The sequence below is a fragment of the Desertivirga brevis genome (assembly GCF_017355835.1).
Genome location: NZ_JAFEWF010000001.1, coordinates 814,191 through 838,711, shown reverse-complemented (window position 1 = coordinate 838,711; position 24,521 = coordinate 814,191). Strand labels below are relative to the sequence as shown.

Below are 24,521 nucleotides of genomic sequence, written 5' to 3'. Positions count from 1 at the left end.
ATTATCGTAGGGTGTTAGGGATAGTAGAGCTCACTAAACTCATAAGATCTTCTCTGGTTAACGATTTGAAGAACGATGCTTCTGAATTGATCAATCTAGATGCTAACTCGTTTTTCCCCTCCTGTAGCTTAAGGATCTTTTCCTCGACAGTATTGGGACAGATTAAACGCACTGCCACCACATTCCTTTTCTGCCCTATACGATACGCACGATCTATTGCCTGGTTTTCCGTTGCAGGGTTCCACCACGGATCAAGTAGATAAACATAGTCAGCCTTGGTAAGATTCAATCCTGTTCCTCCAGCCTTCAAGCTGATCAGAAATATTCGCAGGTCTTCTTTCTCCTGAAACTTCTTAACCTCTTTTTCTCTGTCTTTAGTTGCTCCACTTAAATAGGCAAATCCAATATTCCTTCTTTCAAGTTCTTTGCCTACCAAATCAAGCATTCCTACAAACTGTGAGAATACAAGTATTTTGTGCTTCCGTGATTTTCCCTCGATTTGCTCCAGAAGAGCATCAATTTTTGAAGAATTTATCTCTGTAAAAGTAGGTTCACGAAGTAATAGTGGAGAATCACAGATCTGTCTTAAGCGAGTAAGTCCGCGAAGAACATGTATCGAGCTTTTAGATACATCATCGTTTTCAATGCCCGACAAATAATCTCTTATTTCCTGCTCATAAATGTCGTAGACTTTGCGTTGGGCTTCTTTCATCTCGCAGTATAGGATCATCTCTGTCTTCTCAGGAAGTTCTGATGCGACTTGCTTTTTTGTCCGTCGTAATATGAAGGGCTTGATCAGATTCTGAAGTTCCACAGATCTTCTGGCATCTTTAAATTTGTCAATCGGTGTGGAGTACACGTCACGGAAATAGTGCTTGCTACCTAACAACCCGGGACAAGTAAAAGACAGCTGCGCATAGAGATCGAACGTATTGTTTTCAAACGGAGTTCCCGTTAATACGATTCGATTCCTTGATTTTATTAGCCTTACCGCTTTGTAGCGTTGAGAATCAGGATTCTTTATGTTTTGCGACTCGTCCAGAATGGCGTAGTTAAATTCAAAATCCTTTATATATCGGATGTCCGAAAGTAAAGTGCCATAGGTGGTAAGAATAATATCGTTCTTTAAAAATTCGTCGAAATTATACGTTCTGTTGCTACCGTAGAGGGTATAAACACTTAATGAGGAAGCAAATTTTTCAATCTCTGCCTGCCAGTTAAAAAGGAGAGAGGTGGGAACCACAACTATGTTCACATTCCGGTTCCGTTTATGCCTTTGAAGAAGCAGTAGTGCGAGTACTTGAACGGTTTTACCCAGTCCCATATCGTCGGCCAGGCAAGCTCCAAAATTCAGGTCGTCAAGGAAATTAAGCCAATTCAGGCCTTGTCTTTGGTAGTCCCTAAGTTCGGTTCTCAATTCGGCAGGAGGTTCTACTTCTTTGATCGAGTCGAAATCAGCAAATGAAGCCTGAAGGAATTCGACTTCAGCCTTAACATCACTTGAAAGAATTTCTTTGTCAAACAAATGGTTGATAACTGCAAAATTGGTACGCGGTATTCGGAATTCATCATCAACAATTTCACCGGCTTCAAAATAAGTTTTAAATTTTTCGAGCCATTCTGCAGGTATAATCCCTAAGCTACCATCATCAAGTTCAATATATCGACTTTTATTTTTGACTGCCTTTTTTATCTTTTTTAAGGAAGCCTTTTTCTTACCGTAACGCACCTCCATGTCCACGTTAAACCAGTTTAAGCCGCTTAAGATCTGCACCTGGATCTTAGCTTTATTTGGATCTAAGTTTTTTTCATTAAGCTTGTTAAATCCGAATATTTGAATTCCCTGTTCCGTCCAGGATTCAAAAGCGTCAAGGAACCAGTTCTCATCCAGGAAGCGTTCTTTATGCAGATATAAATAGGAAAGCCCATCCTGAAGTTGCTCGGTGAAGAAAGGATGTTGTTTAGCAATATTGGCGATAAAATCAAGTTCGGCCTCCGTATCCCTTTGCACCGAAAATACATCTCCTTTAATGCCTGTACTGTAAATAAAACGTCTGCTAAGCACTGCCACTTCCTCTTTTCCATATTTCATCACGGGTTCTATCTCTATGTATGGGTTAGAATCGGTAAGGTAAATTATCCTCTCTGGCGGCTCAGTAAAAGAGTTCTCTTCAAGTTGAACCGGAGTTGCAGGCTTTAAATAGGAATAATTTATTTCCATTTCGTCTTCAAGATTCGCAAGGAAACTTTTTCGGAATTCCTGATACTTGCTTTCGGCTATAGTGATAGAGAAATCGTACTGTTTAAAAAGTGAAATGAGTTGAATAATCTTATAGCTGACTGGTAAGTAAAGCTTGCCGCAATAATTTAAGAAGTAGTTGTACTTAATACTAAAGTTATCCGCGGGGTACAGTACTTCATCTATACCAATCCTGGCCGTTACTTTATAAAAGGGCCCCTCTTTAAAAACCGACAATCTGCAATCTGATACACCAGGTATTCGTTCTATCGGATTAAGTGATCTTGAGCTAATATTTTCAGAAATAGCAGAATCATGTTCGTATAAAGTTAAATCAAGAGGGTTCTTCAAAATAATCCTTAGCGCATCTATAGAGGCCTGGTTAACCTCATGGTAACCATCCTCAAATAACTGAACGGCTGAAAAGAATTTCAGTTCGAGCGCGTCCTCGCTCTGCCAGAGATAATCAACCGCCTTAACTATCTTAATAGGATTTTTAATTTTCCCATTAGAGGTATAGCTAGCTTGGGCCAACTGGATGATCAGGTGTTTATAGTATTTATGGTTTCTGAGAATAAGCAAGAGACTTTCATCTTTTTCTACAGGGGCTTTTCTTTTTGCAGCAGGAGCTCCCTTGAAATGCTGCTGCAATCTTTCTGTCGTCTCCTGATTAACGGCAATTAATCCTTTGATTTTCGATCTAACCTGTGTCTTACCTTGTTCAAATGAAAGGTCAAAGTAACTTTCTAGGTCCTTTTCGTTCTCCATACCAAATTGTTCTGCATACTTTTTGATACGTTCACGTCTTGCCAGATCGTCAAAAAAAAGCCTGATATCATCCCGTTTGTGAATATTGTAGATCACCTGCGATTGGTGACGGCAAAGTTTGCTTGTCTTTAAATTGCAGGAACAAGAGGTCGTGAGCACGTTTTGAAGTAATAATACTGAAACAACCACCGGCTGATCTCTCTCCTCGTTAAGAATAAAAGTGGCATTATTAAGGCCGATCTCTTCTGGTGTAATACCGAGAGTATCTTTAGAGGAAGGGAAGCTTTCAGAGCTATGTATCTGAATATAAACCTCGTTAAGGGATAGAATATCAAAATTTTGAATAGTGTAGGTATGATATAGCGATTCTTCTTTGTCCCGATTCATAAGAGCTTACTCAAAGATGCAATCAAAATAAGATTTAATCATGCTTTTATCGGGCAAATTTTCTAACATAAAATTCAAAAATTACGAATACCATCTGGAATAGTGTTTGAAAGGTCTCACCAATAAATATAATTGACTTTAAAAAAACACCTTATGGATTTTATAATCGAATTACTTGTAAATGGCGCAGTGTTGTTTCTGCTCGCCTCCGTCATGTCTACTGTCGACATTAGAAATTATACTACTGCAATTCTGGTGGCGCTAATTATTGGAATTCTGAATGCAACTGTAGGATTTCTTCTAAGACTACCACTAAACATCGTCACCCTGGGGCTACTATCGTTCATTGTAAGACTTGTTGTGACGGCCATCATGATTAAAATTGCTGATAAGATCTTTTCTGGTTTTTATGTAAAAGGCTTTACACCGGCATTAATTATCGCTGTAGTTCTTGCGATTGTTGGAAGTATTTTATCAGGAATACTTCATCCAGAACTCACCTAGCCGGTAATAAGAAAAGGTCCTGAGGTTTCAGGATCCTTTCTTCCAGTCAATTCTTCTCCTATTGGTGACCCTTACAAACCGATCATATTTCTGATGTAGACTAATTTCATCACCATTAGTGACAAAAAATATTCCTTGTAATAAGGTAATTACACATACTTTTTGTAACAAGTACATTACCCCTTTCAGTGAAATCGTGGAATAACACAATTCAAATGACTTTTTAGTATACTGCCTATGGTATTCTCAGGATAGGGCAGGATGGGAAATAGGGCTTATAGGAAGTATTTTTATGACACCAATTAGAAATCATGAAGTCCTTTTTTTCTAGCAAATTATTACTATTGGCCCTTCTGCCTCTTGCTTCTGACCGGGCGTGGGCTCAACGACAAATGGAAAGCCTTGGACGCGGTGTTGTTGCCGTTAAACAGGGCGTAGAAACTTATGTAGGTTGGCGACTGCTGGCAACTGATCCCACTAATCTTGGGTTTAATGTTTACAGGAGCTTGAATAACGGAAGACCAGAGAAGCTAAATAAGGCTCCTCTAGTATTAACCACGGATTTTGTTGATAAAAATGTTGACACAACGAAGTCTGTTTCATACCTGGTTAAGGCCGTTTTAAACGGAAAAGAAATCGAGACTAGTAAAGCTTTCACATTAAAGGCTGGAGGTACAGCCTCGCCTTATCTCTCTGTGCCCTTGAAAACCCTTGAAGGTTACCGGCCCAATGACGCCTCTGTAGGTGACCTTGACGGGGATGGTGAATATGAGATCGTTCTGCACCAGGCTGGTCGTGGCCGTGATAATTCTCACGCAGGACTAACAGATCCTCCAATTTTAGAAGCATATAAGCTGGATGGGCGTATGCTCTGGAGGATAAATTTAGGTAAGAATATCAGAGAGGGTGCTCATTATACTCAGTTTATGGTTTATGATCTTGATGGAGATGGAAGGGCTGAAGTAGCTTGTAAAACAGCTGATGGAACGATAGATGGGAAAGGTGTAGTGATTGGTGATTCAAGCAAGAACTATGTAAATGAACAAGGCTATATCCTAAAGGGCCCAGAGTACCTTACAGTGTTTGATGGTTTAACTGGCGCAGCACTTAATACCGTTGGTTATACTCCTGCAAGGCATCCGTCTAAACTTGATCCAACAACCGAGGAGATGAAGGAGATCTGGGGTGACGGGCGAGGCAACCGCGGAGATCGATTCCTTGCTGCGGTGGCTTACCTTGATGGAGTGCATCCAAGCCTAATTATGTGCCGTGGATATTATACCCGTACTGTTTTAGCGGCATGGGATTTTAAAAATGGGAAGCTAACCCAACGCTGGATTTTTGATAGTGATGCAAGTGAGGAAAACAGACGTTTCAGGGGCCAGGGGAACCATAATCTAACAGTTACAGATGTTGATGGCGATGGTAAAGATGAAATAATCTATGGTCAGATGACGGTGGATGATAATGGCAAAGGTTTATATTCTACAGGAATTGGTCATGCAGATGCTCTTCATGTTTCTGATCTTGATCCGTCCAGGCCAGGACTTGAAGTTTTTGGAACGCAAGAACGTTTTGGCGATGCAGGGGCAAATTTCAGAGATGCAAGAACCGGGGAGATAATTTGGAAGATTCCTTCGGTTGCAGCAGGTGAGGATGGGGAAGGGCCAGGTAGGGCACTTTCATTGGATGTTGATCCAAGGTATGCTGGTTTTGAGTCTTGGGTAGCAGGTGCCGGAATTACAGGTATGTATGACACTAAAGGAAGAAAAATAGCCGAAAATACACCTCCTGCCAATTTCGGTATTTATTGGGATAGCGACTTCTTGAGCGAAATACTCAATTCCACTACCATCAGCAAATGGGATTATCAAAATCAGAAAAGCGATGTGTTATTGGACGCAGCCCAATACAATTGTTTAAGTAATAACGGAACGAAGGCCACACCTGTATTGAGCGGTGATATTCTCGGGGATTGGCGTGAGGAAGTCATATACCGGACACCAGATTCAAAAGAACTACGCATATTTACAACTACTGTTCCCGCAAAGAACAGGTTTTATACGTTTATGCATGATCCTCAATACCGTTTAAGTATCGCCTGGCAGAACGTTGCGTATAACCAGCCTCCACATGCGAGTTTTTACATAGGACCAGGGATGGCCGCACCCCCAAAACCGAAGATTGTTCTGACCAAACCAAATACTCCTTAGATGAATGTTTCAGGAGTCCCGACAAGTGGGGCTTCTGAAACTTAAGTTACTGCCAAGGATCAACTGATCCTTTTACCGCGTGTATCCCGGCAATCAAAGAAAGAGGAATTGAAAGGATAACCTGTTTGGAATGGGAAGAAGGATAGTATGCCTAGACCAGCAGATGCCTGTGGCAGCAGTTACAACCAAACCAGTCCCAGGCTGGAATTGGGAAATGATCTGAAAGTTCCTACCACCTACAGGATGAGTCTGCTATATCTTTATTGTCTCCAGCTATAGCCCTTTTACTCTTAGAAGCGATTACGGTTCCACTTATTTCAAAATAAATTTATCCCGGATGAGTAATTTCCAGAATTGAAGACGAAAGAGGAGCGGCAAGAGTTGGGTGACCGTAAATAAAAAAAGGAGCCTTTCCGCTCCTTTAAAATATGATCAAACTGTACTTGTGAGAGTTTTATATATTAATATTCCTCCAATTAAGCTATCCTTTGCCGAAATCGTTAATTATTTAACTGTATAGCGATAAACCGCTCTTCCCAGCCTTCCATCCTTATCCAGCCCCTCAACCACAGCTTTAAAAGTGCCTTTATTATCTGAATTGAAAAATTCGAAGACGGCGTTTCCTGCTTTATCAGTAGTTACTGCCGGATTCCAGTAAATGGTTGTCCGTAAATCAGCTTTATTTAAACTTGAAGGATTGACACTGTATTTAGGAGTATAAAATTGTTTCACTTTGGCGTATCCCTGTGGTTTATAGGTCAAAGTATTTCTATCCGGAAAGAGTTCCTTAAGTTGCGAAATAGACATGGACGTTTTCTTGATCTCCTTCATATTAACGACAACTACACCATTAGTCTGCGTTCTTCTGTTTATGCCGCTAACACCATCATTGTAAAAGATCTCTACTGATTCAACCTCCGGCGGGTTAATCGAGTTAAGGAAATTAACATCAACCGGCATATCCCTTACGTAGATCTGAACCGGAACCTGTCTGCCAGCATTATAATCACGCGTAATATAAAACTCATTGTTCATGAACGTTAAACCCATAGCCGATCCTTGTAAACATTGCAAAAAATTATTACAACCTTTAAATCTCTCTCCTGAAACTTGTGAATTAGGCATCATACTTAAGCCAGCAAGAGCTGTATAATCCATGTGGCTGCTCTTTTTTTCATAGGCCTTTGCCTTAATAACAACCTCCTGCAAAAGACGGCCATCAAAATGTTCTCTTTTGCTATGTTGTAGATAAGTATTTAATGCGCTATCTATATTCATAATGAGCTCGGGAGAATTAACATTAGCCGCGATTGAAGGATAGGGGATACCATCCATTGTGATCACCATGTTTTTTGAATTCACATTATTTACGGCGCTGATGGTAATCTTTGAAGAATCGGCAAAGGCTACATTGTCAAACCTAAACCGTCCATCTGCTGTAGTCACCGCACTTACTCCAAAGCTCTTGTCAGGAATGATCAGGCGGATGTTACCTTTAGATACAGGCATCCCATTATTGTATCTTAGGGTCCCGCTCAATGATATACCCTGCTCTGGCGGGAAACTTGCCCTAGGAACACTATTGCTTATAATCTCTTTATAGGAATATCCTCGATATCCCTGAGTTAATAGCAAGGCGTCGAGATCTGCAATTTTGCTTTCGTTAATATTTGTAAAATAATAGTTAGGTTTTTCAATATAGCCCTTAAGGTCAGAACTAAGCAATAAACTGCTCAGTATAGTTGTTTCTGCATTTTCATCTACTGGCACTCGTGTTTCGTCGATTACAGATATCGAAAAATGTCCCTCAGCTGGTTTGTTGTCAGCTAAAGAACTTATTGCAGCACTTACTTTCTGCCTGGCCGCATAAACTTGCTTATCAGTTTTTACTTTTATTGACAGCTCCTCTTTACGGTAAACAAATGCGAGGCGTTCGGTTAATGGTTCTCCGGCTGCCGACAAAATAGAAAGCTGGATAATACCAGAAGGGAATTTACTGGTTGAGATGGCAACCGAAGTCACTTGGTTCACCAGGCGTAACTTCGCTGCATACATAACAATGCCACTACTTTGGGCGATCACATAGAATGTTTTATTCCTGTTTGTTTCAAGGAAATTATTACTTGAATATATCCTGAAATTTAAGGTAGTATCAAGTTTAGGGCTATGTTTTATAGTAATGCCAGAGCCAACAACGGCTGGTAAGGGGTATGATGATTTAGAGCCATCAGCAAAAGTTACATTAGCCGTATAGGTTTTTCCAGCTTCAGGTGTAATGATCAAACTACCCATGCCTAGGTGCTGGGAATTAAATTCACTCACCGAACTACCCGAATTATCAGTAACGTTACCTTTTACATCAATACCAAGCCCTGTTGCTTTAATAGCTTTAAATGCTACTTTGGTCGGTATACCTTCTAAAAGCTGTCCTCCTTCAGGAAAAAACTGAATATCATTTTTAGGGTAAGCAGGATTGAGTTTGAATGAACTGCTTATCTGTCTCGCATTGTTCACCTCAATTGAAGTAATTAATGAACCTTCGCGGAGAGAGCCTTTTTTGTATTCAGGAATTGAAATTGTTGCAAATCCGCTCGCGTCAGTCTCAACTTTTCCTTTGCTTACTGTTTCATATCCCAGATTGACCTTCCAGTTTACCTTCTTATTCGCATAAGGCTTGCCGTCGTCATCCCTGAAACTTATCCGCGCATTTGTTTTTCCCCCCCTGTCGGTACCATCAGAAAAAGTAATGTTTGTGGCGAGTTGCTTTTGTATTGCATCTCCCACGAGAATACTCTTATGAAAAAAATAGTCGTCTTTGAAATTAAACATCCAGGTAGTATAGGCCCTGATGCGATAGTTACCCTGTTTATAGGTAGGTGGAGATAAGACAATGCTGCCTGAAGCCACACTATTATTAACCGCAAGCTTCAAGCTATTTGCAACTGAATCTGTCTCAGTAAGGAAGTCGACATTTACAACTTTGCTTAGCGTAGAAGGTACGTGCTGATCCATTGTTAAATATGCTTTAAACCAAATTGTATCGCCAACAGCGTAATATGGCTTATCAAAATGCATATAGATCTTTTCAACAGGCCTTTCTGTCGAAAGCTTTACTTTCTTATCAATGATACTATTCAAATCAATACTATCACTTTGTGCGTAACCCAAAATAGACGAGGAAATTAACAGGAGTGTGGATAGAATTTTTTTATATTCGTACAACATGAAGCAAGGTTAAATGAGGATAAAGATATTGATTAGAATTTTATCCAAATCATGAACGCGTTAATCTTAACAAAATTTCACATTTTTTTGAGAGGGGTTACCAGATAATTTTAAATACAAAAAAAACTTCTGAGAAAAATGTGTGTTTAAACAGCCAAGATCTGTAATATTGTAAAAGTCCCGAAATCAATTGGTTATAGATCTTAAATAAGAGGGGGAAGGGATTTAATATTTTAGGCTTATGAGTTTAGAAGGATTAGGGGATATTCTTTTCTAAAAGCCTGCTCTATTTTGTATTAGTACTTAAAGGATTATTCATATAACTGTAACTGTAGCGCTTTCCTATGGAATTATTTACTTTAATTCATGTGTCTCGCAATGAGCAAAGTATTCATAACAACTTTGTAACTAGCCTGAAATCACAGATCTTACTTTACCTTTCTTGTGCAAGACAATTGGCGGAAGGGCTTAAAAATCAGGGTGTAAATCTTCATGTTATAACTAATGAGGAGGAGTATTTGCGAAATCTGATGCCAGATTATCCCTATCCCATTATCCAACTTCAATTTAAATCAGTTGTACCTTCGGGTGTTAAATTCTTTTCGGCCCATTTTAAGTTAGAGGTGATCACATATCTAGCTACCTTGGATAATAACTATGTTGGCTTGATTGATTCGGATGTTGTTTGTGTTAATGAAATTCCTTATAGCTTAAGAACTGCTATTGATAAAAAAATACCTTTATATTACGACATCACTAATCAGGTAGGGCCGGCATATGGCCTGAAGAATATTATTGAGAATAAAGAAAAACTTCTTCTAGAGCGATCACTGGGTTTATGGGCCGGAGGGGAATTCATAGCAGGTCCACCTGCTTTTTTCAAAAAACTTGATACAGAAATTTCTTCTATTAGAGAAGCTTATTTTGAAAATATTCAGGGTTTCCATCATCAGGGTGATGAAATGATCACGTCAATAGCGATAGAGAAGCTCAAACGGACCGAATCCATATTAGATGCAGGTTCATTGATGATCATAGGAAGATTTTGGAGTGTTAAACCAAAACATTATCAAAACTCGATAGATGCCTATCACAACCATTTCCTCCTGCATCTCCCTTCGGATAAACGTTTCCTGGTTAATAATAGACCCACTACTAATAGTGCGTTTTTTAGGCACTATAAGAGGTACCTGATCAGGAAAAAAGTTTTCAGGTCTGTTTTTAGCGGTATGTTCCCCCTGTTAAAGTATGCCCTGACCAAAGTTACTGCGGTATCTGAGAAAAAGTTGGCTTTAAAGTAGTGATGGAATGTGGTAGAATGCCACAATATGTTACTTTCAAGGGTAGAAGGTTGTTTGCGATTTTAGGCCCCGGGCTACCAATTTTTAAGTAATTTTGCCACACGAAAAATTTCAATATATGGCAAAAGCAAAAGGCAGGGCTCAGATTGTAATCACATCAATAAAACAGAAAATTAAAGCAAAAAGAGACGATATTCAGAAATTGGAAGAAGAAGTTAAGACCCTGGAAAGTCAACTTCAAATCCTAGAGGAACGTCCGGATTTTCTTGCGACTATATTGGAAGCTCTTCCTGAAAGTAGCGACAATGCTTAATGTTTTATTTCAGGACGAGTATTTGGTTGCTATTAATAAACCGCACGGGCTTCTCGTCCATCGTTCATCTATAGCAAGAGATGTTGAAGAATTTGCTTTACAATTTTTACGGGATCAAATAGGGAGATGGGTTAATCCTGTTCACAGGATAGACAGAAAGACCGGAGGTGTTCTACTTTTTGCATTGAGTAAGGAAGTTGAAGCCCTTATGCAAAGGCAGTTTGCTGAGAATAAAGTGGAGAAAAAATACCTTGCCATAGTTCGCGGCTTTACACCTGATCAGGAAGATATAGATTATCCTCTAAAAAAAGAGAACGGAACATTACAGGAGGCCTATACCTCTTATATCACATTAAAAAGAGCCGAAATAGATGTTGCATTTGGTAAACATTCTTCTTCAAGGTATTCACTCGTAGAAGCTAGTCCCCGTACCGGTAGAATGCACCAGCTGAGAAAACACTTCAGCCACATTTTTCATCCAATTATTGGGGACAGAACTCATGGCTGTAATAAACAAAATAAGTTTTTTAAGGAGACTTGGGATATGACGACCATGTTACTACATGCTTCGTCTCAAAACTTTATTCATCCCGTTACTAAGGAAAGAATAAGCATCACAGCTCCGCTTCATGCTGAATTTGAAAGTGTAATGAAGGTGATGGGTTGGAACTAAAAAAGAGACTGGCTTATTGAGAGTAGGAGCCCTCTACTTACCAGTCTCTTTCCATTATTTATTGTGCATCATAAATAACCACACGTTCAAATAATACTCTGAATTCATCTAAGAAAGCCTTGTGAACAGGGTGGACCTGATAAACATCATGCGCCGCCAGGTCATCAAATACAATAACTAATGAAAACGTATAAGTAGTGTCAACAACAGGCCTGTCAATAGGGGCAGGAGTTCCGATGTAAATTGATTTGATTGTTTCTACCTTTGATAAAGACTCCAATCCTGCACGAAATGCAGTTTTTTGTTCTTCTGTAGTATCTGATTTAAGCCAAAATAAAACGTGGTGAGTTAACATAATCTCTAATTTTAAGAGCGCAAATATAGAAATATATCATGTTTACCCCCTCTTCTCGAGTCATTCAGATTAAGCTCCTATTATAAATTTTTTAAAAATTCGGCTTAATTTCAAAAAACCGTTAAACCCTTAACTGGCGCAGGAGTCTTAATTAAGAAAGTATTAAGAAATAGAAAATTTGGCATTATTTTTTCTACTGATTAATATCCAACCCTAACCGGTTGAAGTTTTTTGAAAACACACAAAACACAATACACTTATGAGAAGATTAGCAGTAGCTTTTGCATTCGCTACAACAGTATTTGCAGCATGCAGTAACAACACGAACACGACGGCCGACGCAAACAGGAAGGCTGATTCGATTAAGGCATTAGAGTATACGATCAAAGCGATGCGCGATAGTTTGAAAATTGACAGTCTTCAAAAAATAACTGCTCAACAAGCGCAGATCGCTACTCAACAGGCTCAGCTTGCTTCTTTAGCAGCTGACAGGGCCGAACGCAGTACTCGCCGTACATCTTCTTCATCTTATTCTGCGCCTAGACGTACTTACGTTAAAGGAGTGTCTGAATCCTATTATTCAACAACTCCGCCAGCAGCACAGAAAAAAGGATGGAGTGCAGCAGCTAAAGGTGCCGCGATTGGGGCAGGTGCCGGAGCTTTAACTGGTGTTATCGTTGATAAGAAAGACGCTAGAGGCGGTATTATTGGTGGTCTTGTTGGTGCAGGTGCCGGTTATGTAATTGGTAGATCTCAAGACAGGAAATCTGGAAGAGTACAATAAAAGGTTTTTATTTGTTTTCCTCTGAGGGTCGTTTGCAATGCAGGCGACCCTTTTTTATTTCTTTACTTTTTTCCCCTCCGAAGGATGAAAATCAATAAAAGCTAAAACATTTTTCTGTTTCATAATTTCTATTGCAAACATACATCTATGAGTAAAGCTACTTTTGGTATTATCGGATTAGGAAAAATGGGTGGCAATCTTGCCCTTCAGGCAATTGATAAAGGATACAGGGTAATAGGCCTTGACAAAAATCCCGACAAAGAGCTTCTGGAACATGAAGGTCTGGTGGTGAGCGATTCTCTGGAGGATTTTGTAGGCCAACTTCCAAGTCCCCGTATAGTTTTTGTTTATGTTCCGGCGGGAGAAGTAGTTGATCTGTTACTTGATCAGCTTGCTGCGGTGGTTACAGAAGGAGACATCCTTATTGACGGGGGTAACTCTTACTGGGGCGATTCAATCAACCGATATACACGATTAAAGGAAAAAGGGATCCATTTTATAGACTGTGGTACCAGTGGTGGAATGGATGGAGCAAGACATGGAGCTTGTTTTATGATAGGCGGCGAGCAGGAACCAGCAAAGATCGTGACGCCCATATTAAAAGATCTGGCGGTTGAGGGGGGATTTGTTTATGCAGGTGCTCCCGGTTCAGGTCACTACGTCAAACTGGTCCATAATGGAATTGAATTCGGGATGCTGCAAGCTATTGGGGAGGGAATGCAATTGCTTGATCATTACAAAGACGAGTTAAATGTGCTAGAGATCCTTGAAGCCTGGAACCATGGATCGGTAATAAGATCATGGCTTATCGAACTAATGGCAACCGTTATGAAAAGGGAAGGGGGCTACGAAAATATCCCAGCTTATATTGAAGATACTGGTGAAGTGAATTGGCTGGTTAATGATGCAATGAGAATGGAAGTACCTGTGCCCGTAATAGCTCAGTCGGTTATGCAACTCTTTGCCTCAAGAGACAAAGAGCCTCTATGGTCAAAAGCAATTGCGATGATGCGAAATGGATTTGGTGGCCATCCATTCGGTCCCCACGAGGGAATAAAGCACGAACGGCAATTTGGAAAGATAGAGAACGCTCATTCTGCTGCAATGTATAAAAAGGCTGTGGACCATAGTGGCCCTTCAGATACCCTTGGGTAGGCGGGAGATGTTTTTCTTCCCCCTGGCGAAGTCTTAACGCTCTTTTTCTTTCTGTAATCTCATTTTGAATTCTCACTTTATAGCCTCAACTTCGCAATCTTTTAGAAAACAGACGAGAAGGACATGATCTCACATTTCAAGAAAATTGCTGAAGAGTTTTCAATTGCTGAAAAACAGGTAAGCACCACTGTTGAATTACTTGATGAAGGTGCAACAGTTCCTTTCATCTCCCGTTACCGGAAAGAATTGACCGGAAGTTTAGATGAGGTACAGGTAGCAGGGATCCGCGATAGGATAGAGCAATTACGCGAGCTGGACAAACGTCGAGAAGCTATATTAAAATCCCTTACAGAGCTTGGTAAGCTAAGCCCGGAACTGGAACAACAGGTTAAGGACGCTGAAACGATGACTGCTTTAGAGGATATTTATCTTCCTTATCGTCCTAAGCGTAAAACACGTGCGACTGCAGCAAGGGAGAAAGGTTTACAACCTCTGGCCGACCTGGTGTTGGAGCAAAATAAAATTGAACTTCAGGTAGAGGCTGCTAAGTTTATTGATGCTGACAAAGGTGTCAATTCAGAAGAAGAGGCTTTAGCAGGAGCTCGTGATATTATTGCCGAATTCATTACGGAAAATGCAGAATGTCGGGGAGCTATCCGCGAACTGTTCCTGGAGAAAGGAAAATTTGAATCGAAGGTGATTGAGGGAAAAGAAGAGGAAGGCATTAAATACAAAGACTATTTCGAATGGTCGGAGCCTATTAAAACTGCCCCATCGCATCGCATCCTCGCAATGCGTCGTGCAGAAAAGGAGCTAATTTTATCTCTTGATGTTTGCCCTCCGGAAGATGAGGCGAAAGCTATAATCGACAGGCTTTTTGTTAAAGGAAACAATTCATCTGCAGATCAGGTACGTTTGGCTATCGCTGATGCCTATAAGCGTTTGCTTAAGCCTTCGATCGAAACGGAAGTACGCCTGCTGACGAAAAGAAAAGCAGACGACGAGGCAATCAAGGTATTTGCTGAGAATGCAAGACAATTGTTGCTGGCCGCACCTATGGGGCAGAAGCGAGTAATGGCGATAGATCCCGGTTTCAGAACCGGATGCAAAGTAGTTTGTCTTGATGAGCAGGGACAGCTTTTAGAGAATACCAATATCTATCCTCATAATGGTGCCGGTGGGGCGGCAGAAGCCAACAAGACTTTGAGACACCTGGTAGATAAATACCATGTGGAAGCAATAGCTATTGGAAATGGAACTGCAGGCCGTGAGACGGAGACATTTGTTAGAGGATTAAATTTAGATGGGGTTATGGTAGTAATGGTGAACGAAAGTGGAGCCTCTATCTACTCCGCTTCAGACGTTGCCCGTGAAGAATTTCCAGATAAAGATATCACTGTTAGGGGCGCTGTGTCTATCGGCCGCCGTTTAATGGATCCCCTTGCTGAATTAGTGAAAATAGACCCTAAATCAATTGGTGTAGGTCAGTATCAGCATGATGTAGATCAAAACAAATTACAGACCTCTCTGGATGATACGGTTATCAGCGCAGTGAATGCTGTAGGTGTAGAGCTTAACACAGCGTCTAAACAGATCTTGTCTTACATCTCCGGACTGGGGCCCCAACTGGCTCAAAATATCGTTGAGTACAGAAATAAGAACGGAGCCTTCCGTAGTCGCCATGATCTTAAAAAGGTTACGAGGTTGGGCGAGAAAGCTTTTGAGCAGGCTGCCGGTTTTTTAAGGATACGAAATGCTGAACATCCTTTGGATTCGAGTGCCGTCCATCCGGAGCGCTATCCATTAGTAGAACAAATGGCAAAAGATCTTAACTGTAAGGTCGAAGATCTGATCAAAGATGAAAGTCTTAGAAAGAAAATACAGCTACAGAAGTATGTAAGTGATACAGTAGGCTTGCCGACGCTCACGGATATAATCCAGGAGCTCGCGAAGCCTGGCCGTGATCCCCGTGAGCAATTCGAAGCCTTTTCGTTTACGGAAGGTGTGAATGAAGTTTCGGATCTGCGGGTGGGAATGAAGCTGCCTGGTATCGTTACGAATATTACTAATTTTGGCGTATTTGTAGACATTGGCGTTCACCAGGATGGGTTGGTTCACTTAAGTCAGCTTGCAAACCGGTTTGTGAAAGATGCCAATGAAGTAGTTAAGGTTCACCAGAAAGTTGAAGTTACTGTAACTGAGGTCGATGTAAATCGGAAGAGGATTTCTTTGTCGATGAAGAGAGATGAAGAGAAACCGGCATCAAGACCTAAACAAGGTGACCGCCGTAATCAGCAGCAGAAAGGAAAAGCTGCGCCAGAAACAGACATGGCAAGCAAGTTAGCTGCTTTAAAAAGCAAGTTTTCCTGATTAAAGAATTATTAAATAATTGTGTAGTTTTTTTGTGGGTTGCTGAACAAATTTATGCCGCTTTGTGTTAAATAATTATGATCAGCCAGACAGTTAAGACCAATCAGTCATCAGACCAAAATTCTTTCAATATCTATGTTGACCTGTTTGATAAGGGCGAGTTTTACGAAATGAACGTTACCCGCCATTTAGATACATATCGCGTTGATTTAGATAGCATGTATCTCGGAACATTATCCAGAACTTCTGATAATAACTGGGAGGTAGTAAGTGGAACTATACCACCGACTATTCTTTCTGATATTACAAGAAATATTGTTAGCAGGTTCGATATTAATTAAGTCCGGGAGCAATAAAAAAAGCCACTACTACTGTTCAGTAGTAGTGGCTTTTTTTATTGTACACTAGCTGCCTGTGCTATAGTTACAGTTTAATAATATTTTTTAAAGCGAAAGTTATCGAGGCCATTATCACTTTTTGTGGCTTTGCACTGAAACTCCCCTTTTTCCTATTAGCAAGGATCGCATTAACGGATAACGCCTTATGTCCTAACACTTTTGCTAATGCATAGATCCCGGCAGTCTCCATCTCAAAATTTGTAATCTTCTTATCGTCAAAACTAAACTTCTGTAATCTTTCCAGAAGAAATGGAATTGCTTGTTTTGCTCTTAAGGCTCTGCCTTGTGGTGCATAAAATCCGGGAGCAGTTATTGTTATTCCTTTAGCTGCACCGTCTCCCACGTTTGTCAAAAGGCCGAGGTCTGGTTCTACTGCATAAGGGGATATACCTTTAATATCATTCAGGTGTCTTTCAATTGCATCCTCCAGTCGCTTTTCTTGCGGTGTGTAATCCCTGGAGTAATAGGGCATCAAAGAATCAAGTCCGATAGCGAATTCTGAAACAAGAATAGTGTCTACGGGAATGTCATCCTGCAAAGTTCCAGATGTACCAATCCTTATTATTTCCAGACTTTTCTTTTTTGCTTTTTCCTTTCGGGTTTTCAGATCGATATTGACAAGGGCATCTAGCTCATTAATTACAATATCTATATTATCTGTACCTATACCGGTTGAGACAACAGAGAGTCTTTTTTTGCCTATATAACCAGTATGGGTGATGAATTCCCGTTTGCCTTTTTTTAGTTCAAGTTTATCGAAAAAGGCAGAGACCTCAGAAACGCGGTCGGGATCCCCGACAGTTATGATGGTATCAGCAATATCTTCAGGTAACAAATTTAAATGGTAAACGCTTCCATCAGGATTTAAAATCAAATCAGCATCAGAATACTGGATCATACGGTTTGTAAGTAAGTGTAATTTAAGAGGTCTATTTTGTCTAGTTTGAGGAGAGCGTCGTTTAATTTAGATTTTGGTATTTCGATTTCTAAAATACAATTATTATCATAATCCTGTTTCAGGATTACAATATTGATGTCTTTTAAAACTCGCATAACTTCGTTCATCTGCAAATATTCAAAGTTCAGGCGGTAAATATCGTTTACCGTTTTTTCTATGATCTCCGCGTTCTGAAGAGCTTCGACAGTTGCAGTTTTATACGCGTTAATTAGTCCCGGCACGCCAAGTAATGTTCCCCCGAAATATCTTACAACCACCACGAACACATTAGTAAGATCATTAGAAAGCAGAACATTAAGAATAGGCCTTCCGGCAGTCCCTGAAGGTTCACCGTCATCATTTATACGAAATATGCTACGGTCGGGACTTAATCTTAAAGCCCAGCAGTGATGGCGGGCCTTTGGATGTTCGGCTTTTAAATGGGCAAGGATAACTTTACTTTCCCCCTCGGTTTTTACCGGATAGCAATAGGCAATAAACTTACTCCCCTTGTCCCTGAAAATTCCCTCACTGGTTGTTTTTACCGTCTTGTATCTATCATCAAAAAGCATGATGCAATGATAGGGCTTAGGTTTGAAAAAATGTTTCTAAATAGAATACTTGTCGATCATTTCCTGAGTGATTTTCATCCCTCTGCCAGTTTTTATATCTATAAGCACATAATCAAACCAACCATCGCTGCATACCTTACCTGTTTTAGAACTTACAATTTCGAAAGAAACCTTGCTGCTCTTTTCGTTCATTGTAATGATGCCTGTGGTAACCTTGAAACTCTCACCGAGCGTTAACGGGCGTTTAAATTCAACGTGTGCTGTCTTGACCACCCATCCATAGCCCAGTTCCATAAACTGTTCCATAGACATCCCGTAGCAAGTTTCCATTTGTTCATACCGGGCAGCCAGTACGTAGTCGAAATACTTGCTGTTATGTACATGGTTGAACATGTCTATATCATCTGGTCTTACCTTTAGCTCACTGGTAAATCTACTGAACGTTTTTCCTTGATCCATTAAATGCGATGCCTTGTTGTGGTGTGCGAAGTTAATTATTAAATCTTTTATAAACTGTTGATCAATAGTTTGGTTTTAGGTGAATTAATTCTATCTTTGCGCCTCAATTAACAAAATTTTTAAGCTTTAATATTATTTCCGTAATGTATTTAAGTAAAGAGTACAAGGCAGATATTTTTGCCAAACATGGTAAAGGCGCTACAGATACAGGTTCTACAGAAGGACAGGTAGCTTTATTTACATCTCGTATTGCTCATTTAACCGGGCATTTGAAGAAGAACAAGAAAGATTTTTCTACTCAGTTAGCTCTTCAAAAACTAGTTGGTAAACGTCGTGCTTTATTAGCATATCTTTATAAAAAGGATATCAATAGATACCGTGCTATCATCAAAGCATTAGAATTAAGAGATATCATCAAATAATTCAAAAAGCTTCAACGAAAAAGCCGCTCCCAAAAAGAGCGGCTTTTTCGTTTATACGGTGTCCATATTTCCTCTATAAACTCAATTAAAAATTAAATTCATTCTATAGCAAGTATGGCTTTTTTTATTTTAAATTAGCCCGCAAAATTTAGTATAAATTTCGGCATGCTATTTAAAGAGGTAAAGCATGCTACAATGAACAAAAAATGAGTTATAACGCAATTAAAAAGAGTTTCGACATTGGCGATGGGCGTATTGTCGAAATCGAAACAGGGAAGTTAGCCAAACAGGCTGATGGATCTGTAGTGGTAAAACAGGGTAACACGATGTTACTTGCAACGATTGTTTCTTCCAAAGAGGCAAAAGAAGGAATCGATTTCTTACCACTTTCGGTGGATTACCAGGAAAAATATGCAGCTACAGGACGTATCCCAGGAGGGTTCCTTCGTCGTGAAGCTCGCTTATCAGATTATGAAATTTTAATTTCCCGTTTGGTTGACAGGGCACTTCGTCCTTTGTTCCCAGAAGATTATCATGCAGATACGCAAGTTTTGATCTCATTGATCTCTGCTGATAAGAATATCATGCCTGATTCATTAGCAGGTCTTGCTGCTTCTGCAGCTATCGCTGTTTCTGATATCCCTTTTAACGGTCCGATTTCAGAGGTTCGCGTAGCTAAGATCGATGGAAAGCTGGTAATTAATCCTTACCGTGATGAATTAGAGAAAGCTAGCCTTGAGTTTATAGTTGCCGGTTCTGAGAACGACATCGTGATGGTAGAAGGAGAGTGTCATGAAATTTCAGAAGATGAAATGGTAGAGGCGATCGAGTTTGCACACAAGGCTATCAAAATTCAGGTACAGGCTCAAAAAGAATTGGCAGAGGCGGCTGGTAAAACAGTTAAGCGTACTTATTCTCACGAGCATAGCAATCCTGAGTTAAGAGAGAAGATCTTTGCAGATACTTACCAAAGGGTGTATGATATTGCCAAGTCAGGATCAGCTAAACACGAGCGTTCAGATAGGTTTAAGGAAATAGAAACAGAGGTTCTTGTTTCTTTAGGTGAGGATGCGGATGATACAACAAAGTTCCTGGCGAAAAAATACTTCCATGATGTTCAGTACGATGCAGTTCGTAATCTGATCCTTAATGAAGGAATTCGTTTAGATGGACGTGATGTTCGTACTGTTCGTCCTATCTGGAGCGAAGTAGGATATCTTCCTGCAGCTCACGGTTCTGCTGTATTCACTCGTGGTGAAACCCAATCATTAACTACGGTAACATTAGGAACTAAATTAGATGAGCAAATGATTGATGGAGCGTTCATCAATGGTTACGAGAAGTTCATCTTACATTATAACTTCCCTGCATTTTCAACAGGTGAGGTTCGTCCTAATCGTGGTCCTGGTCGTCGTGAAGTTGGTCACGGTAACCTTGCTCAACGGTCTTTGAAACAAGTATTACCTCCAGAGGAAGAGAACCCATACACTTTACGTATCGTTTCTGATATCCTTGAGTCAAATGGTTCGTCTTCAATGGCAACTGTTTGTGCGGGTACTTTAGCATTAATGGACGCTGGGGTTAAAATCAAGGCTCCTGTATCAGGTATCGCAATGGGATTGATCACAGATGAGAAAACTGGCAAATATGCCGTTCTTTCTGATATCCTTGGAGATGAAGATCACCTAGGTGATATGGACTTTAAAGTAACAGGTACCGAGAATGGTATCGTTGGTTGTCAGATGGACCTAAAGATCAACGGTCTTCGTTGGGAAGTACTTCGTGCTGCATTAGAGCAGGCGAAAGAAGGACGCCTTCACATCTTAAACGAGATGAAGAAAACAATGGCAGAGCCTGCTTCTGAACTTAAATCTCATGCTCCACGTATTGAGGTGATCAAGATCGATAAAGAATTCATTGGTGCAGTTATCGGGCCAGGTGGAAAGATCATTCAGGAAATGCAGCGTGAAACTGGTGCTACCATCACTATTGAAGAAAAAGATAATCAAGGTATCGTAAGTATCTTCGCTCCAGATGGAGAGGCGATCAGCAAAGCCAGAGGTCGTATCCGTGCTATCGTTGCAAAACCAGAAGTAGGAGAGATCTATGAAGGAAAAGTGAAATCAATTATGCCTTTCGGTGCATTTGTTGAAATCCTGCCTGGTAAAGATGGTCTTCTTCACATCTCAGAAATCGATTGGAAACGCTACGAGACTATGGAAGGTATCTTCAAAGTAGGCGACGAAGTAAGAGTTAAATTACTGGATGTTGATAAACAAGGTAAATTGAAGTTATCACGTAAGGCACTTCTTCCACGCCCTCCGAAACCAGAGGGTAAAGAAAAAGCTCCTGCTGAAAATAATACTCCATCAGCTCCTTCTGCTGAACAGTAACAAAAAAGGAAAGCCCCGTAAAGGGGCTTTTTTATTTTTAAGCTCTATCTCAGGCTATACCCAATAAGCTAACCCTTCAAATCCCCCTGCCTTCACAAGTTCAAAAGCCTGCTTGCTTCTTTTTCCTGTATTGCAATAGAAAACTAAAGTTTTGTCTGTTGGGAGAGAAGAAAGCTCGTCTGTTACTTCAGAAAGAGGGATATTGATACCACCTAAATTATCCGCTTCAAATTCGTTAGGTTCTCTGACATCTACTAGAAACAAGGATCCTTCGTTCTGCTCCAACAGATCTTCCAATTGTTCCCTGGTCATATTGAAGTCCGACTTTAAATTTTTATCACCCTCAGTGGTGATAGTTTGAGAATTCGCGCGTAATGGAGCAACCCTTGATACCTTAAATGTATGGAAGCTATTCTCCAGCACGTTCATCACCAGTAGCCTACCCGAAAGGAGCTCTCCAATTCCAAGTATCACTTTTAATGCTTCATTAGCCATGTAAGTCCCGATGATACCCGGTAATACTCCGAGTACTCCATTTACAGCGCAATTCGGGGCATCTCCAGGTTCCGGAAATACACAACGGTAGGTTGGGCCATTTTGGTAATTAAAGACCGACAGTTGGCCCTCAAATCCGAAAATAGAACCGAAGACCAATGGTTTGTTCAATTCTACACAGGTATCATTTACAAGGTAACGGGTTTCAAAGTTATCAGAGCCATCTATGATAATATCAAAAGCCACAAGGGTAGCTCTGGCATTACTAGGGTCGAGTCTTACAGGAAAAGTTATAAACCTAACTTCCGGATTTAATACTTTCAGCTTTTCTGCTGCACATTCTGCCTTATTTCTTCCAGTGTCTGCCGCAGAATAAAGAATTTGCCGGTGCAAATTACTTACGTCTACCTTATCATCGTCAATGATACCTAAGGTACCTACTCCACCAGCTACAAGGTATTGGAGAACCGGGCAACCCAGTCCCCCTGCTCCGATAACAAGCACTTTAGCAGCCTTTAACTTCTGCTGACCTTCGATGCCAATCTCTGATAGAATAATCTGACGATTATACCGCTTCAGTTCATCTGTGCCAAGATTCGAATTCGTGAAAGTCATATTCAAAGATAATTACTTGTGCAAGCGTTTATATCCTAGCTCTGTCAATAAAGCACCCGGTCCCAATCTTTCCATACGGCTTCATAACCCTGCTGTTTTATTACCTCTGCAATTTGCTCAGGGCTCCTATCGTCCGATATTTCAAACTGCTCCAGAGATTCTGGTTCCACCACGTATCCTCCAGGATTAGTTTTAGAGCCAGCACTGATAGACGTTATCCCCAATTTGATAACATTGTTTCTGAATTTCTCAGATTCTCTTGTTGAAAGCGAGATTTCTACTTCTTCATCAAATATCCTGTACGCGCAGATCAGCTGCACCAATTCCCTGTCACTCATTTCAACTTTAGGCTCTAAGCCTCCTGAAAAAGGTCTTAAACGTGGAAATGATAAACTGTACTTGGATTTCCAATAGGTTTTTTCAAGGTAATTCAGATGCAAGGCAGTAAAAAAGGAGTCAGTTCTCCAGTCTTCTAGTCCGATCAATACTCCTAAACCCATCTTGTGGATTCCCGCTCTTCCTAAACGGTCGGGAGTTTCTATCCGGTAATTGAAATTTGATTTCTTTCCTTTCGGATGGTGTTTCCTATAGTCGTCTTTGTGGTAGGTTTCCTGATAAACGAGTACTGTATTTAATCCATAAGGAATCAGCTCCCGGTAATCCTCTTCATCCATCGGCTGAACCTCCATTGAAATATGAGAAAAGTGAGGCTTAAGCAGCTCAAGAGCCTTTTTAAAATAGTCGACATGGACCGTTTGGTTTGCCTCTCCAGTTACCAGGAGTACGTGATCATATCCCATTTCTTTTATTGCTGCCGCTTCCTGCATGATTTCCATAGGCGTTAAAGTCCTTCGCTTTACTTTATTATCCAGACTGAAACCGCAGTAGGTGCAGATGTTATTGCATTCATTGGATAAATAAAGCGGGATATACATCTGTACCACTTTTCCAAAACGCTTTTGAGTGATCTGCTGACTCAATTGAGCCATCGGCTCGAGGTAAGCAGCAGCAGCAGGGGAGACCAGGGCCATAAAATCCTCAACTGTTCTTTTGGAGGCATTAAGTGCCCGTTCTACATCCTCATTTGTTTTGCTGTAGATCCTGGCTTTCACTTCATCCCAATTGTATTGCTCGAAAATTTCTATGAAGTTATTCATCTAAAAATGCAGTTAGTGGACTACTTGCAATTGCATGGCTAACAGGTTTTGCCAGCTTTGCTTCATACGCAATTCTTCCAGCCTCACATGCCATCTTGAAAGCCTGGGCCATTTGAACTGGATTATCAGAAACTGCGATAGCGGTATTTACAAGCACGGCATCGGCTCCAAGTTCGAAAGCTTTCGCAGCATCCGAAGGTGCTCCAATGCCAGCATCAATCACTACCGGTACTTTACTTTGCTCAATAATAATTTCCAGGAAATCTATTGTTTTTAAGCCTTTGTTGCTCCCGATAGGAGAGCCAAGAGGCATTACTGCCGAGGCGCCAACTTCCTCTAATCGTTTACATAAAACCGGATCTGCATGGATGTAGGGAAGCACTATAAAGCCTTGCTTTGCCAGCTCTTCTGTAGCCAATAATGTCTCTATAGGATCTGGCATAAGATACTTTGGATCGGGATGGATTTCCAGTTTCACCCAATTCGTTTCGAGAGCCTCACGGGCAAGTTGAGCTGCGAAAATAGCTTCTTTCGCAGTTCTTACACCTGATGTATTTGGTAAAAGATTGATATGTGGATGTCTCAGGTGATTAAGGATATCGTCTTTGCGATTACTGATATCTACCCGTTTCAACGCAACAGTAACCAGCTCGCTTCCAGATGCGAGTAATGCTTCTTCCATCAGATCTGATGAGCTGAATTTTCCTGTTCCTGTAAACAGTCGGGAAGAGAATGTTTTGTCTGCTATCTTTAACATAGTATGAAGCTCATTTGTTTATTTTATGA

20 protein-coding genes are annotated in these 24,521 nt (G+C 40.5%); 11 read left to right on the top strand and 9 right to left on the bottom strand.

Annotation, left to right across the window (positions count from 1 at the left end):
• Nucleotide 1: 1 nt before the first annotated feature.
• On the bottom strand, nt 2–3,394 hold the full coding sequence (locus tag J4N25_RS03695) for a DEAD/DEAH box helicase (protein ID WP_207420796.1): 3,393 nt from the start codon (nt 3,392–3,394) through the stop codon (nt 2–4).
• A 153-nt stretch (nt 3,395–3,547) separates the two neighbouring features.
• Here J4N25_RS03695 and J4N25_RS03690 point away from each other — a divergent pair, with 153 nt between their 5' ends.
• Nucleotides 3,548–3,898, top strand: coding sequence for a phage holin family protein (locus J4N25_RS03690; protein ID WP_207420795.1), 351 nt, complete (start codon nt 3,548–3,550; stop codon nt 3,896–3,898).
• 311 nt (nt 3,899–4,209) lie between these two features.
• The gene (locus J4N25_RS03685; protein ID WP_207420794.1) at nt 4,210–6,111 is read left to right on the top strand and encodes a rhamnogalacturonan lyase; all 1,902 of its coding nucleotides are present in this window, start codon (nt 4,210–4,212) and stop codon (nt 6,109–6,111) included.
• A 504-nt stretch (nt 6,112–6,615) separates the two neighbouring features.
• On the opposite strand, the gene J4N25_RS03680 is transcribed toward J4N25_RS03685, so the two are convergent.
• Complete coding sequence (locus J4N25_RS03680; RefSeq protein WP_207420793.1) at nt 6,616–9,336, bottom strand: carboxypeptidase-like regulatory domain-containing protein; 2,721 nt, start codon at nt 9,334–9,336, stop codon at nt 6,616–6,618.
• Nucleotides 9,337–9,680: 344 nt separating this feature from the next.
• On the opposite strand from J4N25_RS03680, the gene J4N25_RS03675 reads away from it, so the two are divergent.
• The 3 genes from J4N25_RS03675 to J4N25_RS03665 all read left to right on the top strand — a co-directional run bounded on the left by J4N25_RS03675 (nt 9,681) and on the right by J4N25_RS03665 (nt 11,623).
• Nucleotides 9,681–10,637 (top strand): hypothetical protein, encoded by a 957-nt coding sequence (locus J4N25_RS03675; protein WP_207420792.1) that lies wholly within the window; start codon nt 9,681–9,683, stop codon nt 10,635–10,637.
• A gap of 118 nt (nt 10,638–10,755) precedes the next feature.
• On the top strand, nt 10,756–10,950 hold the full coding sequence (locus tag J4N25_RS03670; RefSeq protein WP_207420791.1) for a hypothetical protein: 195 nt from the start codon (nt 10,756–10,758) through the stop codon (nt 10,948–10,950).
• Nucleotides 10,943–11,623, top strand: coding sequence for a pseudouridine synthase (locus J4N25_RS03665; RefSeq protein ID WP_207420790.1), 681 nt, complete (start codon nt 10,943–10,945; stop codon nt 11,621–11,623). The genes J4N25_RS03670 and J4N25_RS03665 overlap by 8 nt, the downstream gene beginning before the upstream one ends.
• A gap of 58 nt (nt 11,624–11,681) precedes the next feature.
• Here the strand turns inward: J4N25_RS03665 and J4N25_RS03660 are convergent, their stop codons facing one another.
• Complete coding sequence (locus tag J4N25_RS03660) at nt 11,682–11,978, bottom strand: Dabb family protein (RefSeq protein ID WP_207420789.1); 297 nt, start codon at nt 11,976–11,978, stop codon at nt 11,682–11,684.
• Between the two features lie 259 nt (nt 11,979–12,237).
• On the opposite strand from J4N25_RS03660, the gene J4N25_RS03655 reads away from it, so the two are divergent.
• The 4 genes from J4N25_RS03655 to J4N25_RS03640 all read left to right on the top strand — a co-directional run bounded on the left by J4N25_RS03655 (nt 12,238) and on the right by J4N25_RS03640 (nt 16,628).
• A complete protein-coding gene (locus J4N25_RS03655) occupies nt 12,238–12,762 on the top strand; it encodes a YMGG-like glycine zipper-containing protein (protein WP_242695766.1) in 525 nt (174 codons plus the stop codon).
• Nucleotides 12,763–12,909: 147 nt separating this feature from the next.
• Nucleotides 12,910–13,917, top strand: coding sequence for a phosphogluconate dehydrogenase (NAD(+)-dependent, decarboxylating) (gene gnd / locus J4N25_RS03650; RefSeq protein ID WP_207420788.1), 1,008 nt, complete (start codon nt 12,910–12,912; stop codon nt 13,915–13,917).
• A 123-nt stretch (nt 13,918–14,040) separates the two neighbouring features.
• Complete coding sequence (locus J4N25_RS03645) at nt 14,041–16,287, top strand: Tex family protein (RefSeq protein ID WP_207420787.1); 2,247 nt, start codon at nt 14,041–14,043, stop codon at nt 16,285–16,287.
• Nucleotides 16,288–16,364: 77 nt separating this feature from the next.
• Complete coding sequence (locus J4N25_RS03640) at nt 16,365–16,628, top strand: hypothetical protein (RefSeq protein WP_207420786.1); 264 nt, start codon at nt 16,365–16,367, stop codon at nt 16,626–16,628.
• A gap of 82 nt (nt 16,629–16,710) precedes the next feature.
• Here J4N25_RS03640 and J4N25_RS03635 read toward each other — a convergent pair whose 3' ends face one another.
• The 3 genes from J4N25_RS03635 to J4N25_RS03625 are packed head-to-tail and all read right to left on the bottom strand — an operon-like array spanning nt 16,711 to nt 18,653.
• On the bottom strand, nt 16,711–17,583 hold the full coding sequence (locus tag J4N25_RS03635) for a nucleoside phosphorylase (RefSeq protein WP_207420785.1): 873 nt from the start codon (nt 17,581–17,583) through the stop codon (nt 16,711–16,713).
• Nucleotides 17,580–18,194, bottom strand: a complete 615-nt coding sequence (locus J4N25_RS03630) for a YigZ family protein (protein ID WP_207420784.1) — start codon at nt 18,192–18,194, stop codon at nt 17,580–17,582. The genes J4N25_RS03635 and J4N25_RS03630 overlap by 4 nt, the downstream gene beginning before the upstream one ends.
• Nucleotides 18,195–18,230: 36 nt before the next feature.
• The gene (locus J4N25_RS03625; RefSeq protein WP_207420783.1) at nt 18,231–18,653 is read right to left on the bottom strand and encodes an acyl-CoA thioesterase; all 423 of its coding nucleotides are present in this window, start codon (nt 18,651–18,653) and stop codon (nt 18,231–18,233) included.
• 143 nt (nt 18,654–18,796) lie between these two features.
• Between J4N25_RS03625 and rpsO the strand changes: the two genes are divergently transcribed.
• Together rpsO and pnp are read left to right on the top strand one after the other, a co-directional pair.
• Nucleotides 18,797–19,075, top strand: coding sequence for a 30S ribosomal protein S15 (rpsO, locus tag J4N25_RS03620; RefSeq protein WP_207420782.1), 279 nt, complete (start codon nt 18,797–18,799; stop codon nt 19,073–19,075).
• A gap of 206 nt (nt 19,076–19,281) precedes the next feature.
• Nucleotides 19,282–21,468: a polyribonucleotide nucleotidyltransferase gene (gene pnp, locus J4N25_RS03615; RefSeq protein WP_207420781.1), complete on the top strand. Its 2,187-nt coding sequence runs from the start codon at nt 19,282–19,284 to the stop codon at nt 21,466–21,468.
• Nucleotides 21,469–21,522: 54 nt separating this feature from the next.
• Here pnp and moeB read toward each other — a convergent pair whose 3' ends face one another.
• From moeB to J4N25_RS03600, 3 genes are read right to left on the bottom strand one after another with little or no spacing between them, the layout of a single operon-like run.
• The gene (moeB, locus tag J4N25_RS03610) at nt 21,523–22,578 is read right to left on the bottom strand and encodes a HesA/MoeB/ThiF family protein (RefSeq protein WP_207420780.1); all 1,056 of its coding nucleotides are present in this window, start codon (nt 22,576–22,578) and stop codon (nt 21,523–21,525) included.
• 44 nt (nt 22,579–22,622) lie between these two features.
• A complete protein-coding gene (gene thiH / locus J4N25_RS03605; protein ID WP_207420779.1) occupies nt 22,623–23,735 on the bottom strand; it encodes a 2-iminoacetate synthase ThiH in 1,113 nt (370 codons plus the stop codon).
• Nucleotides 23,728–24,492, bottom strand: a complete 765-nt coding sequence (locus J4N25_RS03600) for a thiazole synthase (RefSeq protein WP_207420778.1) — start codon at nt 24,490–24,492, stop codon at nt 23,728–23,730. Before J4N25_RS03600 ends, thiH begins: the two co-directional genes overlap by 8 nt.
• Nucleotides 24,493–24,521: the final 29 nt, after the last annotated feature.

Coding starts and splice junctions, on each gene's coding strand:
- J4N25_RS03660 (WP_207420789.1), bottom strand. CDS start 11,978: ATGTTAACTCACCACGTTTTATTTTGGCTTAAATCAGATACTACAGAA.
- J4N25_RS03675 (WP_207420792.1), top strand. CDS start 9,681: ATGGAATTATTTACTTTAATTCATGTGTCTCGCAATGAGCAAAGTATT.
- J4N25_RS03600 (WP_207420778.1), bottom strand. CDS start 24,492: ATGTTAAAGATAGCAGACAAAACATTCTCTTCCCGACTGTTTACAGGA.
- J4N25_RS03690 (WP_207420795.1), top strand. CDS start 3,548: ATGGATTTTATAATCGAATTACTTGTAAATGGCGCAGTGTTGTTTCTG.
- J4N25_RS03645 (WP_207420787.1), top strand. CDS start 14,041: ATGATCTCACATTTCAAGAAAATTGCTGAAGAGTTTTCAATTGCTGAA.
- pnp (WP_207420781.1), top strand. CDS start 19,282: ATGAGTTATAACGCAATTAAAAAGAGTTTCGACATTGGCGATGGGCGT.
- J4N25_RS03680 (WP_207420793.1), bottom strand. CDS start 9,336: ATGTTGTACGAATATAAAAAAATTCTATCCACACTCCTGTTAATTTCC.
- rpsO (WP_207420782.1), top strand. CDS start 18,797: ATGTATTTAAGTAAAGAGTACAAGGCAGATATTTTTGCCAAACATGGT.
- moeB (WP_207420780.1), bottom strand. CDS start 22,578: ATGACTTTCACGAATTCGAATCTTGGCACAGATGAACTGAAGCGGTAT.
- gnd (WP_207420788.1), top strand. CDS start 12,910: ATGAGTAAAGCTACTTTTGGTATTATCGGATTAGGAAAAATGGGTGGC.
- J4N25_RS03655 (WP_242695766.1), top strand. CDS start 12,238: ATGAGAAGATTAGCAGTAGCTTTTGCATTCGCTACAACAGTATTTGCA.
- J4N25_RS03640 (WP_207420786.1), top strand. CDS start 16,365: ATGATCAGCCAGACAGTTAAGACCAATCAGTCATCAGACCAAAATTCT.
- J4N25_RS03635 (WP_207420785.1), bottom strand. CDS start 17,583: ATGATCCAGTATTCTGATGCTGATTTGATTTTAAATCCTGATGGAAGC.
- J4N25_RS03665 (WP_207420790.1), top strand. CDS start 10,943: ATGCTTAATGTTTTATTTCAGGACGAGTATTTGGTTGCTATTAATAAA.
- J4N25_RS03685 (WP_207420794.1), top strand. CDS start 4,210: ATGAAGTCCTTTTTTTCTAGCAAATTATTACTATTGGCCCTTCTGCCT.
- J4N25_RS03625 (WP_207420783.1), bottom strand. CDS start 18,653: ATGGATCAAGGAAAAACGTTCAGTAGATTTACCAGTGAGCTAAAGGTA.
- J4N25_RS03630 (WP_207420784.1), bottom strand. CDS start 18,194: ATGCTTTTTGATGATAGATACAAGACGGTAAAAACAACCAGTGAGGGA.
- thiH (WP_207420779.1), bottom strand. CDS start 23,735: ATGAATAACTTCATAGAAATTTTCGAGCAATACAATTGGGATGAAGTG.
- J4N25_RS03695 (WP_207420796.1), bottom strand. CDS start 3,394: ATGAATCGGGACAAAGAAGAATCGCTATATCATACCTACACTATTCAA.
- J4N25_RS03670 (WP_207420791.1), top strand. CDS start 10,756: ATGGCAAAAGCAAAAGGCAGGGCTCAGATTGTAATCACATCAATAAAA.